Here is a 15110-nt window from a genome sequence, read left to right as displayed (position 1 = left end):
GTGCCGATGTAGCTCAGCTGGCTAGAGCAGCTGATTTGTAATCAGCAGGTCGTGGGTTCGAGTCCCTCTATCGGCTCTTATTGAAAGACTGTATTTTATCGTTTTGCTCAGGTTTTTGAAATAAACTGAGGGGCGAGAAGCAGGTCCCGAGTCCGGGCGAGGGAAGTCCCTCTATCGGCTCTGAAATAGTGAAATTTTGACGAGGTTTGTAATAGAACTAGGTCTTTTTAAAGAGGAGAAAAAACTTTTTTTAATCCGATTGAAAAATAACTAGGAGAATAAGATAAAATGTCTATTTTTGCCGAGTCAAAATATGAGACAAGACAAGGAAATTTGATCCTTGAGCGTTCATTAAAATACTGAGGGGAGATACTCAAGCGGCCAACGAGGACAGACTGTAAATCTGTTGGTTTTTACCTTCGCAGGTTCGAATCCTGCTCTCCCCACTTTAAATTTTCGAAAGACATCGAAAGTTTTACCGATAACAACCTCGTGAGAGGTGGATGAGCTTACTGGATGACCTGCCGGGTCGTCAAATCTAAATTAAAGCGGGAGTAGCTCAGTTGGTAGAGCGTCAGCCTTCCAAGCTGAATGTCGCGAGTTCGAACCTCGTCTCCCGCTCTAAATCCACCCTGAAACGAATACCTGCAGAACTGTTATCTTCGGAGAAAATCCGGTGATACTTCTCGGGCTGTCTGGGGTTTCGGTGCAGACTGAAGGGTTTTTTGAAAATAAAAGCCGATGTAGCTCAGGGGTAGAGCGCTTCCTTGGTAAGGAAGAGGTCACGAGTTCAATTCTCGTCATTGGCTCTAGTTGCGTTTAAATTTGAACACTAATATATAACTAAGATTAAAATTATTAAATCATGGCAAAGGAAACTTTTGATCGTTCCAAACCGCACTTAAATATAGGTACTATTGGACACGTCGATCACGGTAAAACTACTTTGACTGCTGCCATTACCAAGGTATTGGCAGACGCTGGTCTTTCTGCAGCACGTTCATTCGACTCTATCGATAACGCTCCTGAAGAAAAAGAGAGAGGTATTACTATTAATACATCACACGTAGAGTATCAAACTGCTAACCGTCACTACGCTCACGTTGACTGTCCTGGTCACGCTGACTACGTAAAGAACATGGTTACCGGTGCTGCTCAGATGGACGGAGCTATCCTGGTTGTAGCTGCTACCGATGGTCCTATGCCACAAACACGTGAGCACATCCTTCTTGGTCGTCAGGTAGGAGTTCCAAGAATCGTTGTATTCCTTAACAAAGTGGATATGGTTGATGACGAGGAGCTTCTTGAGCTGGTTGAGATGGAAGTAAGAGAGCTTCTTTCTTTCTACGAGTATGACGGAGATAACGGACCTGTAATTCCAGGATCTGCACTTGGAGCCCTGAACGGGGAGCAAAAGTGGGTTGACTCTGTTATGAAGCTTATGGAGGCTGTTGATGAGTGGATCGAGCTTCCTCAGCGTGATGTGGATAAGGATTTCCTTATGCCTATCGAGGATGTATTCACCATTACAGGTCGTGGTACTGTAGCTACCGGGCGTATCGAGTCTGGAGTTGCTAAAACCGGAGATCCTGTAGATATTATCGGTATGGGGGCTGAGAAGCTTACTTCTACTATTACCGGGGTTGAGATGTTCCGTAAGATCCTTGACCGTGGTGAAGCTGGTGATAACGTAGGTATCCTACTGAGAGGTATCGAGAAGAAGGATATCAAAAGAGGTATGGTTATCTGTAAGCCAGGATCAGTAACTCCTCACGCTAAATTCAAAGCTGAGGTGTATATCCTGAAAAAAGAAGAAGGTGGACGTCACACCCCATTCCACAATAACTACCGTCCGCAGTTCTACGTTCGTACAACTGACGTAACCGGTACTATTTCTCTTCCTGACGGAGTTGAGATGGTAATGCCAGGTGATAACCTTACCATTACTGTTGATCTTCTTCAGCCTATCGCACTGAACAAAGGTCTACGTTTCGCTATCCGTGAGGGTGGTAGAACTGTAGGAGCTGGTCAGGTGACTGAGATCTTAGACTAATTGTAGAGTATATATAAAGTTCAAAGGGTGTCCTGTCTCGTTTGACGGGATGCCTTTGAACTTGAATAAACGGGTGTAGTTCAAGGGTAGAATAGCGGTCTCCAAAACCGTTGATGGGAGTTCGAATCTCTCCACCCGTGCAAAGTAATAACAGGATTGTGAAGGGGAAGATAGCTGTGGTTTTATGGCTTTCGGAACTCTCCGCCGAAGCTAATAGTTAAGTCATGACGATAGTAAACTATATTAAGGAATCTTTCGAAGAGTTGAGAACGAATGTGACCTGGCCTTCGTGGGCAGAGGCACAGAATCTGATGGTGGTTGTTGCGGTTTTCTCAATTCTGTTTTCCTTGGCTATTTACGGTGTTGATACGGTTTTCAGTAAACTGATCAGCCTGTATTTCGATTTAATAAGTTAACAGTAGAAAGGTATTGCAATGGCAGACGCATTAGCAAAACAGTGGTACGTAGTTAGAGCGGTGAGCGGTCAGGAAAACAAAGTTAAAGGCTATATCGAACAAGAGATCGCCAGACTTGGTTATTCTGATTACGTGGATGAAGTGCTGGTGCCTACTGAGAAAGTAATTCAAATACGTAACGGAAAAAAGATCAGTAAAGAGCGTGTATATTTCCCCGGCTATGTAATGGTGAAAGCCAATCTGGGAGGAGAAGTGGTGCACGTGATAAAATCGATTACCGGTGTGATCGGGTTTTTGGGTGAAGTGAAGGGTGGAGACCCTGTGCCGCTGAGAAAATCTGAGGTGAACCGCATGTTAGGGAAGGTTGATGAGCTGGCTGTGAAAACAGACAATGTAGCGATCCCTTATGTGTTAGGTGAAACGGTGAAGGTGATCGATGGTCCTTTCAACGGCTTCAACGGAACGGTTGAAAAGATCAATGAGGAAAAGCGCAAGCTCGAGGTGATGGTGAAGATTTTCGGAAGAAAGACTCCGCTGGAACTGAGCTATATGCAGGTAGAGAAAGTATAAGTGTTACATATAGATTCGCCTTTGCTTCCAATAGAGGCGTTTCGACTTTAATTTGAACTATAAACAATGGCAAAAGAAGTAAGTAAAGTAGTTAAGCTACAAGTTAGGGGAGGTGCTGCGAATCCGTCGCCACCGGTTGGACCCGCTCTAGGTGCTGCCGGCGTTAACATCATGGAGTTCTGTAAGCAGTTTAATGCTCGTACACAGGACAGACAGGGTAAAGTTTTACCAGTTGTTATCACCGTATACAAAGACAAGTCATTTGACTTTGTAGTAAAGACACCGCCAGCGGCAGTTCAGCTATTGGAAGCGGCTAAGGTTAAAAAAGGTTCAGGAGAGCCAAACCGTAAGAAGGTGGCCAGCGTTACCTGGGATCAGGTACGTACCATCGCAGAAGACAAAATGCAGGACCTTAATGCATTCACCGTAGAATCGGCCATGAGCATGGTTGCAGGTACTGCAAGGTCAATGGGATTAACGGTTTCAGGTGAAAAGCCTTTTTAAATCTTAAAAGAATCTAAGAATGGCACGATTAACGAAAAAACAAAAAGAAGCAGTAGCAAAGATAGACCGCTCAAAAGTTTATACTGTTGCTGAGGCTTCTCAATTGGTAAAAGATATCACTAACGTAAAGTTCGATGCTTCTGTTGACCTGGCAGTTCGTTTAGGGGTTGATCCTCGTAAAGCGAATCAAATGGTAAGAGGCGTTGTAACCCTTCCTCACGGAACGGGTAAAGATGTGAAGGTGCTGGCACTGGTTACTCCTGACAAAGAGCAGGAAGCCAAAGATGCCGGAGCTGATTACGTCGGGTTAGATGAGTATCTGCAAAAGATCAAAGACGGTTGGACTGATGTTGATGTGATCATCACCATGCCAAGCGTGATGGGGAAATTGGGTCCTTTGGGTCGTATATTAGGTCCCAGAGGTTTAATGCCAAACCCTAAAACAGGTACAGTTACTATGGATGTAGCCAAAGCTGTGGAAGAAGTGAAGGCTGGTAAGATCGACTTTAAAGTTGACAAGACCGGTATCGTTCATGCTTCAATCGGAAAGGCTTCATTCTCTGCAGATAAAATTGCAGGTAACGCAAATGAACTGATTCAAACATTAATCAAACTGAAGCCAACTGCGGCCAAGGGTACTTACATTAAGAGTATTTATATGTCAAGTACCATGAGTCCTAGTGTACCGGTAGATCCGAAAGCAGTTTCATAGGCAGTTTTAAATTTTTTAATCATGACTAGAGAAGAAAAGTTAACGGTAATAGAAGATTTAACTGCGCAATTAGCTGAAGGTAGCACGATCTATCTGGCTGATATTTCAGGACTGGATGCCCAGGCTACCTCAAACCTGAGGAGAGCGGCGTTCAAAGCGAATATCAAACTTGCCGTAGTTAAGAACACCTTGCTTGCAAAAGCAATGGAAGCTTCAGAAAAGGATTTCGGGAAACTTCCTGAGACCCTGAAAGGAAACACTTCCCTGATGATTGCTGAGGCCGGGAATGCACCTGCCAAGCTGATCAAAGACTTCAGAAAGAAGTCTGAGCGTCCCATCCTGAAAGGAGCCTTTATCGAAGAGGCGATCTATATCGGAGATGAGCAGCTTGATGTGCTTACCAGCATCAAATCGAAGGAAGAGGTTATCGCCGATATCATCGCATTGCTTCAATCACCTGCTAAGAACGTTATCAGCGGTCTTAAGTCAGGAGGAGGTAAGCTTGCAGGTATCCTGAAGACGCTTTCAGAAAAAGAATCATAAGTACGTACGCACTTTAACACAATTATAAATTAGAATTTTTTATTTTTAAAACGATAGAAAGATGGCAGATTTAAAAGATTTTGCAGAACAGTTGGTTAACCTTACAGTAAAAGAAGTAAACGAGTTAGCTGATATACTTAAAGAAGAATATGGCATCGAGCCTGCAGCTGCTGCTGTAGCTGTTGCTGGTGGCGCTGCTGCCGGTGGTGGTGAAGCTGCTGAAGAGAAAACCGAATTTGACGTAATCCTTAAAGCGGCCGGTTCTTCAAAGCTTGCAGTAGTTAAGCTGGTAAAAGAACTTACCGGTCTTGGACTTAAAGATGCAAAAGAGCTAGTTGACAGCGCTCCTAAGGCTGTTAAAGAAGGTGTAGCTAAAGATGAGGCCGAAGGTCTTAAAGCATCTTTAGAGGAAGCTGGTGCTGAGGTAGAGCTGAAGTAACTTCAGAACTACAGCGCAAGCTGTAAAACAACGGTTTAGGTCTTTCCCGCAACAAGGTGGGATTAGACCTAAACCCTTTTGCGTATATAATTGTATACGCGGTTTAACATTTATTTTAATCAATAATACTGTCCATTGATGTTCACAAATCAGACTGAAAGAATCAATTTCGCCTCTGCTAAGAATACCCCGGACTATCCGGATTTCTTGGACATTCAGATTAAGTCATTCCAGGACTTCTTTCAACTGGAAACGAAATCTGAAGAAAGAGGTAACGAAGGTCTCTACAATACCTTCATGGAGAACTTCCCTATAACTGATACGCGTAATCAATTTGTACTCGAGTTCCTTGACTACTTCATCGATCCTCCCCGCTACAACATTCAGGAATGTATCGAGCGTGGATTAACTTACAGTGTGCCACTTAAAGCCCGGTTGAAATTATATTGTACCGATCCGGAGCACGAAGACTTCGAAACCATCGTGCAGGACGTGTACCTGGGAACCATCCCGTATATGACCCCGAGCGGTACCTTCGTAATCAACGGAGCAGAACGCGTTGTCGTATCGCAGTTACACAGGTCTCCTGGTGTATTCTTCGGTCAATCGTTCCACGCAAACGGAACTAAACTTTATTCGGCCCGTGTGATTCCATTTAAAGGATCATGGATCGAGTTTGCTACCGATATCAACAGCGTGATGTACGCTTATATCGACAGAAAGAAAAAATTACCGGTTACCACTTTGTTCCGCGCCATCGGTTTTGAGCGCGACAAAGACATTTTGGAAATCTTTGACCTTGCAGAGGAGGTGAAGGTGACCAAGACCGGACTCAAGAAAGTACTCGGCCGTAAACTGGCAGCGAGAGTACTGAAGACCTGGCATGAAGATTTCGTTGATGAGGATACCGGAGAAGTGGTGTCTATCGAACGTAACGAGATCATTTTAGACCGGGATACCATTCTGGAAAAGGAGCATGTAGATGAAATCGTTGATACTGATGTTAAGACAATTCTTCTTCATAAGGAAGACAGTCAGACCGGTGACTATGCGATCATTTACAACACCCTTCAGAAAGACCCTACCAACTCAGAGAAAGAAGCCGTAGAGCACATCTACCGCCAGCTGCGTAATGCTGAGCCGCCGGATGAAGAGACCGCACGTGGTATCATCGACAAGCTCTTCTTCTCTGACCAGCGTTATAACCTGGGAGAGGTAGGTCGTTACCGTATGAACAAGAAGTTAGGCCTGAATATCGATATGGATAAGCAGGTACTGACCAAGGAAGATATTATTACCATCATCAAATACCTGATCGAGCTCATCAACTCTAAAGCAGAGATCGATGATATCGATCACCTTTCAAACCGTCGTGTACGTACGGTGGGTGAGCAGCTGTCTACCCAGTTCGGTGTTGGTTTGGCCCGTATGGCCCGAACCATTCGCGAGCGTATGAACGTCAGGGATAACGAGGTATTTACTCCGATCGACCTGATCAATGCGAAGACGCTTTCTTCGGTGATCAATTCGTTCTTTGGAACCAACCAGTTGTCTCAGTTCATGGACCAGACAAACCCGCTGGCAGAGATCACGCACAAGCGTCGTCTTTCTGCCCTGGGGCCAGGTGGTCTTTCAAGAGAAAGAGCCGGGTTCGAGGTACGTGACGTTCACTATACTCACTACGGAAGACTTTGTCCGATCGAGACCCCTGAAGGTCCGAATATCGGTCTGATCTCCTCGCTGAGTGTATATGCGAAGGTGAACAACATGGGCTTCATCGAAACCCCGTATCGTAAAGTGGAGAACGGGAAGGTTGATCTCAAAAATGTGATCTACCTGAGTGCAGAAGAGGAAGAAGAGCGTAAGATCGCCCAGGCGAACATTCCGCTGAAAGATGATGGTACCATAGAAAATGATAAAGTGATCGCCCGTGAGGAAGGAGACTTCCCGGTTGTTGAACCGAGCGATGTTCACTATACCGATGTGGCGCCGAACCAGATCGCTTCGATTTCTGCATCCCTCATTCCGTTCCTGGAGCATGATGATGCGAACCGTGCACTGATGGGATCGAACATGATGCGTCAGGCCGTACCATTGTTACGTCCTGATTCCCCGATTGTCGGTACCGGACTTGAGCGCCAGGTGGCCTCAGACTCAAGAGTACTGGTGAATGCAGAGCGTTCAGGAGTGGTTGACTATGTCGATGCCCGTAAGATCATCATAAAGTATGATCGCGATGATGAGGAGCGAATGGTGAGTTTTGATGATGACTTTACCACCTATGACCTGGTGAAGTTCAGAAAGACCAACCAGGGAACCTCTATCAACCTGAAGCCGATCGTTAAGAAAGGCGATAAGGTAGAGAAGGGACAGGTGCTTTGTGAAGGGTATGCTACCCAACAAGGAGAACTGGCTCTTGGTCGTAACCTGCAAGTGGCATTCATGCCGTGGAAGGGTTATAACTTTGAGGATGCGATCGTGATCTCAGAGAAAGTGGTTCGTGAAGATATCTTCACTTCAATCCACATCGATGAGTACTCACTGGAGGTAAGGGATACCAAACTGGGAGCTGAAGAGCTGACCAACGATATTCCTAACGTGTCTGAAGAGGCGACCAAAGAACTCGATGAGAACGGAATGATCAGAATCGGTGCTGAAGTGAAGCCCGGAGATATTCTGATCGGGAAGATCACGCCTAAAGGAGAGTCTGATCCGACCCCTGAAGAGAAGCTGTTAAGAGCGATCTTCGGTGACAAGGCAGGTGATGTGAAAGATGCTTCTCTGAAAGCTTCTCCATCGCTGAGCGGAGTTGTGATCGATAAGAAACTCTTCTCAAGAGCTATAAAAGATAAGCGCAAACGCGCCAAGGATAAAGAAGATATCGCGAAACTGGAGCTTGAGTATGAAAGCAAGTTCGCGGCATTGAAAGATCGTCTGATCGAGAAATTGTTCGGACTGGTCAACGGTAAAACTTCACAGGGAGTGTTTAACGACCTGGGTGAAGAGGTATTCCCTAAAGGTAAGAAGTATACTCAGAAGATGCTGAATGCAGTTGATGACTTCGCTCACCTGGTAAGCGGAACCTGGACTACCGATGACAAGACCAACAAGCTTATCAACGATCTGTTACACAATTATAAGATCAAACTGAACGACCTTCAGGGGGCGCTCAGAAGAGATAAGTTTACCATTTCTGTAGGTGATGAACTGCCTGCAGGTATCATGAAGCTTGCCAAGGTGTATATCGCCAAAAAGCGTAAGCTGAAAGTGGGAGACAAGATGGCGGGTCGTCACGGTAACAAAGGTATCGTGGCACGTATTGTAAGGGAAGAAGACATGCCTTTCCTTGAAGACGGTACACCTGTAGACATCGTGTTGAACCCGCTGGGGGTACCTTCGCGTATGAACATCGGACAGATCTATGAGACCGTACTGGGATGGGCCGGGAAGAAGCTTCAGAGGAAGTTTGCCACCCCGATCTTTGACGGTGCCTCTCTTGATGAGATCAACGAACTTACAGACGAAGCAGGAATTCCGCGATTCGGTCATACACACCTGTATGACGGAGGTACCGGAGAGCGTTTCGATCAGGCCGCAACCGTTGGTGTGATCTATATGCTGAAACTGGGTCACATGGTAGATGACAAGATGCACGCACGTTCTATCGGACCGTACTCGCTAATTACCCAGCAGCCACTTGGTGGTAAAGCACAATTCGGGGGTCAGCGATTTGGAGAGATGGAAGTTTGGGCTCTGGAAGCCTATGGCGCATCGAGCACGCTTAGAGAGATCCTGACTGTGAAATCTGATGATGTGATCGGTAGGGCTAAGACCTACGAATCGATCGTGAAAGGAGAATCGATGCCGGAACCTGGTTTACCGGAATCGTTCAATGTATTGATGCACGAGCTTAAAGGTCTCGGACTGGACATCAGATTAGAAGAATAATTTTTGAGGGCAGCTTTTCTTAGGGAAAGCTGCCTCCCAAAAAGGGGTATTTTTTACACTTAATTCATATCACCATAGTATCATGGCTAGAAATAAAGATAAGAATACAGTACAGAGATTTAATAAGATCTCGATCGGATTAGCATCTCCCGAGGCCATCCTGGCCGAATCAAGAGGCGAGGTGTTAAAGCCGGAAACAATCAATTACCGTACCCACAAACCGGAGCGTGACGGTCTGTTTTGCGAGCGCATCTTCGGTCCGGTAAAAGATTACGAATGTGCCTGTGGTAAATATAAGCGAATTCGATATAAAGGAATTGTTTGTGACCGCTGCGGGGTAGAAGTGACCGAAAAGAAAGTACGTCGCGACCGTGTGGGTCATATCAACCTGGTCGTACCGGTAGCTCATATCTGGTACTTCCGTTCACTGCCGAACAAAATCGGTTATTTGTTAGGTCTTCCTTCGAAGAAACTTGACATGATCATCTATTATGAGCGTTATGTGGTTATCCAGCCGGGTACTGCCAAGAATGCCGACGGAGATCCGGTGGAGAAGATGGACTTCCTTACAGAAGAGGAATACCTGAATATACTGGAATCTCTTCCGCCGGAAAATCAGTATCTGGATGATACAGATCCTAACAAGTTCATCGCCAAGATGGGAGCAGAGTGTCTTATTGACCTCCTTTCCCGTATCAATCTTGATGAGCTTTCATATGAACTGCGTCACAAAGCCAACAATGAAACCTCAAAGCAGCGTAAGACAGAGGCTCTGAAGCGTCTGCAGGTGGTAGAGGCTCTTCGTGATGCTCAGAATAACCGTGAGAACAATCCGGAGTGGATGATCATGAAAGTGATTCCTGTAATTCCGCCGGAATTGCGTCCGCTGGTACCGCTTGATGGTGGTCGATTCGCAACTTCAGACCTGAATGACCTTTACAGAAGGGTGATCATTCGTAACAACCGTCTGAAGCGACTGATGGAGATCAAAGCTCCTGAGGTGATCTTGCGTAACGAAAAGCGTATGCTGCAGGAATCTGTAGATTCACTTTTCGATAACACCCGTAAGTCGTCTGCGGTTAAAACAGAATCGAACAGACCACTCAAATCATTGTCTGACTCCCTGAAAGGGAAGCAAGGACGTTTCCGTCAGAACCTGCTCGGTAAGCGTGTTGACTATTCAGCGCGTTCGGTTATCGTTGTAGGACCTGAGCTGAAACTGTATGAGTGTGGTCTTCCTAAAAATATGGCTGCCGAGCTTTACAAGCCTTTCGTGATCAGAAAACTGATCGAAAGAGGAATTGTAAAGACTGTAAAGTCGGCCAAAAAGATCATCGATAAGAGAGAGCCCGTTGTATGGGATATCCTGGAGAACGTATTGAAAGGACACCCTGTACTGCTGAACCGTGCTCCCACATTGCACCGGTTGGGTATCCAGGCTTTCCAGCCTAAGCTGATCGAAGGTAAGGCTATTCAGCTTCACCCTCTTGTATGTACGGCATTTAACGCCGACTTCGACGGTGACCAGATGGCGGTACACCTTCCGTTAGGCCCTGAGGCAATTCTGGAAGCTCAGCTATTGATGCTGGCCTCTCATAATATCCTTAACCCGGCCAATGGTTCGCCGATCACCGTACCTTCACAGGATATGGTACTCGGACTGTACTATATGACCAAGGCGCGTAAGTCTACCGAAGAACGTAAGATCAAGGGTGAAGGACTGACCTTCTATTCAGAAGATGAGGTAACCATCGCCTTTAATGAAAAGCGTGTGGAACTCAACGCCATCGTTAAGGTTCGTGCGAAAGACTATAATGAAGAAGGAAAGCTGGTCAATAAGATCATCGAAACCACAGTAGGTCGTATCCTGTTCAACCAGGTGGTGCCTGAAGGTGTTGGTTTTGTAAACGAACTGCTTACCAAGAAATCGCTGAGAGATATTATCGGTCGTATTTTGAAAGCTACCGATGTACCTACCACAGCAGACTTCCTCGATAAGATCAAGAATATGGGTTACAACTTCGCATTTAAAGGCGGATTGTCATTCAGTCTTGGGGATATTATCATTCCGGAAGAGAAACATACCATGATCGAAGAGGCCAACGAACAGGTTGACGGGATCATGATGAACTATAACATGGGTCTGATCACCAATAACGAGCGTTATAACCAGGTGATCGACGTGTGGACCTCTACCAATGTCATGCTTACAGAGCTGGCCATGAAGCGTATTCGTGAAGATAACCAGGGATTCAACTCGGTATTCATGATGCTGGATTCAGGGGCGAGGGGATCTAAAGAGCAGATCCGTCAGCTTACTGGTATGAGGGGTCTGATGGCCAAGCCGAAAAAATCGACCGCCGGTGGTGGAGAGATTATTGAGAACCCGATCCTTTCGAACTTTAAAGAAGGGCTTTCGATTCTCGAGTACTTTATCTCGACTCACGGTGCCCGTAAGGGTCTTGCCGATACGGCGCTAAAAACGGCCGATGCGGGTTACCTTACCCGTCGTCTGGTAGACGTTTCACAGGATGTGATCGTTAATGCAGAAGATTGTGGTACGCTGAGAGGTGTAGAGGTAGAGCCGCTTAAAAAGAATGAAGAAATTGTAGAATCACTGGGTGAGCGAATTCTGGGTCGTGTGGCTCTGAATGATGTATTCGATCCGCTAACCGAAGAATTGCTGGTAAGTGCCGGTGATGAGATCTCTGAAGAGATCGTTCGCAAGATCGAAGAGTCTCCTATCGAAAAGGTAGAAGTACGTTCACCGCTTACCTGTGAGGCTAAACAAGGTATTTGTACCAAGTGTTACGGACGAAACCTGGCTACCGGTAAAATGGTACAGCGAGGTGAAGCGGTCGGAGTGGTTGCAGCCCAGTCGATCGGAGAGCCCGGAACACAGCTTACACTGCGTACCTTCCACGTAGGGGGTATCGCAGGGAACATCTCAGAGGAGAATAAGATCATTGCCCGATACAACAGTAAGGTGGAGATCGAAGATCTTAAGACCGTTAAGGGAGAAGATGCAGAAGGTAAACCTGTTGATATCGTGATCTCTCGAACCGCAGAGGTGAAATTCATCGATGAGAAGACCGGAATTACATTGGGTACCAATAACGTACCTTATGGTTCTCAGATCTTCGTTGAAGACGGTGCCTCGGTTCAGAAAGGTGATGTTATCTGTCAGTGGGATCCGTATAACGCGGTGATTATTTCTGAATTCGCCGGTAAGATCGAATACGAAAACATCGACCAGGGTGTTACGTACCAGGTAGAGATTGATGAGCAGACAGGATTCCAGGAAAAAGTGATCTCAGAATCGAGAAACAAGAAACTGATTCCTACCCTGCACATTAAGAACAGCAAAGGGGAAACCCTTCGTTCGTACAACCTGCCTGTAGGTGCCCACCTGATGGTAGATAACGGAGATAAGATCAAAGAAGGAAAAATTCTTGTTAAGATCCCGAGAAAATCATCGAAAGCAGGTGATATTACCGGTGGTCTTCCAAGGGTGACTGAGCTTTTCGAAGCGCGTAATCCTTCGAATCCTGCCGTGGTTTCAGAGATCGACGGGGTGGTATCATTCGGTAAGATCAAGCGTGGTAACCGTGAGATCATTGTTGAATCGAAACTGGGAGAAGTGAAGAAATACCTGGTAAAACTGTCGAATCAGATCCTGGTACAGGAGAATGATTACGTACGTGCCGGTATGCCGCTTTCAGATGGTTCAGTGACTCCGGAAGATATTCTTAGAATTAAAGGGCCGTCTGCAGTTCAGCAGTACCTGGTGAACGAAGTTCAGGAGGTATACCGACTGCAGGGTGTGAAGATCAATGACAAGCACTTTGAAGTCGTGGTTCGTCAGATGATGCGTAAAGTGAATATTCAGGATTCAGGAGATACAACCTTCCTGGAGCAACAGCTGGTTCACAAAGACGACTTCATCGAAGAGAACGACAGAATCTTTGGTATGAAGGTGGTTGAAGATGCCGGTGACTCTGAGCATCTGAAAGCCGGACAGATCATTTCGCCGCGTGAGCTGAGAGATGAGAACTCTATCCTGAAGCGTGCAGATAAGCAGCTGGTAAGCGCAAGAGATGCGGTACCTGCGGTAGCTACACCAATACTTCAGGGTATTACCAGAGCATCACTGCAAACCAAGTCATTTATCTCTGCGGCTTCCTTCCAGGAAACCACCAAGGTGCTTAACGAAGCTGCTGTAAGCGGTAAGGTTGATCAGCTTGAAGGTCTGAAAGAGAACGTGATCGTAGGTCATAAGATCCCTGCCGGTACCGGTATGCGTGATTATGATAACATCATCGTAGGTTCGAAAGAAGAATACGAAGAGATCATGGCTAGCAAACAGCAAGTGAATTTCTAAGCGATTTAAGCTTTTATATACAACCCCGGGCTACCGCCCGGGGTTTTTTTATGCCTTTTTCCGGCGGCATTCCCGATGCTTGCAACACGCCAAGTTTTCTTTAAAAATGCTACCTTGCAGAATAAAACCCGTATTATGAGTGAACAGGATAACAACAAAAAATCACAGATCAATATAGAACTGGATGAGGCCACCGCCGAAGGCATCTATTCCAACCTTGCCATTATCAATCATTCGGTTTCTGAGTTCGTGGTAGACTTTATCAATATCATGCCCGGCCGCCCTAAGGCAAAGGTTAAAAGCCGTATCATACTCACCCCTCAACATGCCAAGCGGTTTCTGAAAGCTCTGAATGATAACGTGCAACGTTTCGAAAATCAGCATGGGGAGATCAAAGACTATGAGCAGCCTCCGATTCCTATGAATTTCGGCCCTACCGGAGAAGCGTAGGTTGGAGAGTAGAGAATAGAGAATGGAGAATAGAGAGTGGTGGGGTACTGGTAAGTACACCTTATTAGAGAAAGGCCATTGCCGATGGCGTTTCTAAGGGGGAGTGGCATGACAGGTTTAGGAATTCTGATATTCAGGGAGTTTTGTTGACCTGTTTAGTTTTATGGAAAAAATTGAGAACCACCCCGCCCTGCACGCAGGGCACCCCTCCCTGGAAAGGAGGGGATACGTCTTAATTATTTTTTAACTGCATCACCGTATCCCCGTATCCCCGTATACCCGAAAGAATCAAACAAAACGAACCCCATGTTCACCACAAATCTGTGCGATTTTTTCAAAATCAGGCGGGCCTTCCGGTAGTTCACTCAGGGCTCTGAACATGTTTTCAATCCCTGCGGGAAAGATGCTGAGGGTAACCCGGGCCGGCTTATCTCCTGTGACTTTGAATGAATGTGGTGTAAGCGGTGGCAAAAAGATCATTTCTCCCGCACGTAGGATCATCGAAGATTCTGCTGTAGAAAAAGTCACTTCGCCCGATTCTACTTTAAATACTTCTGCTTCATTTTCATGAAAGTGCATCGGGATTTCGGTTCCCGGCAGATTGTTCTGTTCTACCAGGGTGAACTTCCCGTTGGTGTCTTCCCCGGTTAATTTGATGGTCTGATGATCTCCCAGTACATTGAGGCTCATTCCTTCGCCATCTTTCACTACTTTAAAGGGATGAGTTTTCCCGACTTTCTTTGCCTGTGATGCTCGATTCATTTTTAAGTTTTTACGACGAGGTTAAGCGACAAATAGCCGTCTTTGATAAAAGAAATTCCTGTATAGACAGGCTCTTCTGAGCAAGAGAAAGGACTTGTTTTAAATGTACCTAAAAATCAGGGTATTTAATTCTTTTTCCGGAATCAGGATAGATTTTTCGGTTAAGAGCAGGAACTTAAAAGTAAATGATTACACCTTATGAGAAATTTCAAAAACAATCAATAATCACTACCTCACTTATAAAAGTTATGCAGTTATGCAGTTATGCAGTTATGCAGTTATGCAGTTATGCAGTTATGCAGTTATGCAGTTATGAGGGTATGAGGGTATGA

At 45.7% G+C, this 15110-nt stretch carries 11 protein-coding genes and 5 tRNA genes; 15 read left to right on the top strand and 1 reads right to left on the bottom strand.

Annotated elements, in window-relative coordinates:
* Nucleotides 1-2 precede the first annotated feature (2 nt).
* From K7R10_RS04615 to K7R10_RS04545, 15 genes are all read left to right on the top strand, one after another.
* A tRNA-Thr gene (locus K7R10_RS04615) sits at nt 3-76 on the top strand.
* Nucleotides 77-363: 287 nt separating this feature from the next.
* A tRNA-Tyr gene (locus tag K7R10_RS04610) sits at nt 364-446 on the top strand.
* 102 nt (nt 447-548) lie between these two features.
* Nucleotides 549-621, top strand: a tRNA-Gly gene (locus K7R10_RS04605).
* 116 nt (nt 622-737) lie between these two features.
* Nucleotides 738-809, top strand: a tRNA-Thr gene (locus K7R10_RS04600).
* A gap of 56 nt (nt 810-865) precedes the next feature.
* Nucleotides 866-2053, top strand: coding sequence for an elongation factor Tu (gene tuf / locus K7R10_RS04595; protein ID WP_224483505.1), 1188 nt, complete (start codon nt 866-868; stop codon nt 2051-2053).
* Nucleotides 2054-2122: 69 nt separating this feature from the next.
* Nucleotides 2123-2193 (top strand) — tRNA-Trp (locus K7R10_RS04590).
* 84 nt (nt 2194-2277) lie between these two features.
* The gene (gene secE, locus K7R10_RS04585) at nt 2278-2469 is read left to right on the top strand and encodes a preprotein translocase subunit SecE (protein WP_224483504.1); all 192 of its coding nucleotides are present in this window, start codon (nt 2278-2280) and stop codon (nt 2467-2469) included.
* An 18-nt stretch (nt 2470-2487) separates the two neighbouring features.
* Nucleotides 2488-3039, top strand: coding sequence for a transcription termination/antitermination protein NusG (gene nusG, locus K7R10_RS04580; RefSeq protein ID WP_224483503.1), 552 nt, complete (start codon nt 2488-2490; stop codon nt 3037-3039).
* 66 nt (nt 3040-3105) lie between these two features.
* Nucleotides 3106-3543 (top strand): 50S ribosomal protein L11, encoded by a 438-nt coding sequence (gene rplK, locus K7R10_RS04575; protein WP_224483502.1) that lies wholly within the window; start codon nt 3106-3108, stop codon nt 3541-3543.
* A 19-nt stretch (nt 3544-3562) separates the two neighbouring features.
* Nucleotides 3563-4255, top strand: a complete 693-nt coding sequence (gene rplA, locus K7R10_RS04570) for a 50S ribosomal protein L1 (RefSeq protein ID WP_224483501.1) — start codon at nt 3563-3565, stop codon at nt 4253-4255.
* 21 nt (nt 4256-4276) lie between these two features.
* Nucleotides 4277-4798 carry a 50S ribosomal protein L10 gene (gene rplJ / locus K7R10_RS04565; RefSeq protein WP_224483500.1) on the top strand — a complete coding sequence of 174 codons (522 nt, stop codon included), beginning with the start codon at nt 4277-4279 and terminating at the stop codon, nt 4796-4798.
* A 61-nt stretch (nt 4799-4859) separates the two neighbouring features.
* Nucleotides 4860-5237, top strand: coding sequence for a 50S ribosomal protein L7/L12 (gene rplL / locus K7R10_RS04560; RefSeq protein ID WP_224483499.1), 378 nt, complete (start codon nt 4860-4862; stop codon nt 5235-5237).
* 138 nt (nt 5238-5375) lie between these two features.
* Nucleotides 5376-9185: a DNA-directed RNA polymerase subunit beta gene (gene rpoB / locus K7R10_RS04555; RefSeq protein ID WP_224483498.1), complete on the top strand. Its 3810-nt coding sequence runs from the start codon at nt 5376-5378 to the stop codon at nt 9183-9185.
* Nucleotides 9186-9267: 82 nt separating this feature from the next.
* Entirely contained in the window at nt 9268-13566 is a 4299-nt protein-coding gene (gene rpoC / locus K7R10_RS04550) for a DNA-directed RNA polymerase subunit beta' (protein WP_224483497.1), read from the top strand.
* Nucleotides 13567-13701: 135 nt separating this feature from the next.
* Nucleotides 13702-14016 (top strand): DUF3467 domain-containing protein, encoded by a 315-nt coding sequence (locus K7R10_RS04545; protein ID WP_224483496.1) that lies wholly within the window; start codon nt 13702-13704, stop codon nt 14014-14016.
* 288 nt (nt 14017-14304) lie between these two features.
* On the opposite strand, the gene K7R10_RS04540 is transcribed toward K7R10_RS04545, so the two are convergent.
* Nucleotides 14305-14778 (bottom strand): cupin domain-containing protein, encoded by a 474-nt coding sequence (locus K7R10_RS04540; protein ID WP_224483495.1) that lies wholly within the window; start codon nt 14776-14778, stop codon nt 14305-14307.
* Between the last annotated feature and the right edge of the window lie 332 nt (nt 14779-15110).

It is taken from the genome of Robertkochia aurantiaca, from assembly GCF_020166495.1.
Taxonomy (GTDB): Bacteria; Bacteroidota; Bacteroidia; order Flavobacteriales; family Flavobacteriaceae; genus Robertkochia; species Robertkochia aurantiaca.
This window is presented reverse-complemented; position numbering and strand designations above follow the sequence as displayed.

Excerpts from the sequence above, each read along its gene's own strand:
- nusG (WP_224483503.1), top strand. The coding sequence starts at position 2,488 with ATGGCAGACGCATTAGCAAAACAGTGGTACGTAGTTAGAGCGGTGAGC.
- rplK (WP_224483502.1), top strand. The coding sequence starts at position 3,106 with ATGGCAAAAGAAGTAAGTAAAGTAGTTAAGCTACAAGTTAGGGGAGGT.
- rpoB (WP_224483498.1), top strand. The coding sequence starts at position 5,376 with ATGTTCACAAATCAGACTGAAAGAATCAATTTCGCCTCTGCTAAGAAT.
- K7R10_RS04540 (WP_224483495.1), bottom strand. The coding sequence starts at position 14,778 with ATGAATCGAGCATCACAGGCAAAGAAAGTCGGGAAAACTCATCCCTTT.
- rpoC (WP_224483497.1), top strand. The coding sequence starts at position 9,268 with ATGGCTAGAAATAAAGATAAGAATACAGTACAGAGATTTAATAAGATC.
- K7R10_RS04545 (WP_224483496.1), top strand. The coding sequence starts at position 13,702 with ATGAGTGAACAGGATAACAACAAAAAATCACAGATCAATATAGAACTG.
- tuf (WP_224483505.1), top strand. The coding sequence starts at position 866 with ATGGCAAAGGAAACTTTTGATCGTTCCAAACCGCACTTAAATATAGGT.
- secE (WP_224483504.1), top strand. The coding sequence starts at position 2,278 with ATGACGATAGTAAACTATATTAAGGAATCTTTCGAAGAGTTGAGAACG.
- rplL (WP_224483499.1), top strand. The coding sequence starts at position 4,860 with ATGGCAGATTTAAAAGATTTTGCAGAACAGTTGGTTAACCTTACAGTA.
- rplJ (WP_224483500.1), top strand. The coding sequence starts at position 4,277 with ATGACTAGAGAAGAAAAGTTAACGGTAATAGAAGATTTAACTGCGCAA.
- rplA (WP_224483501.1), top strand. The coding sequence starts at position 3,563 with ATGGCACGATTAACGAAAAAACAAAAAGAAGCAGTAGCAAAGATAGAC.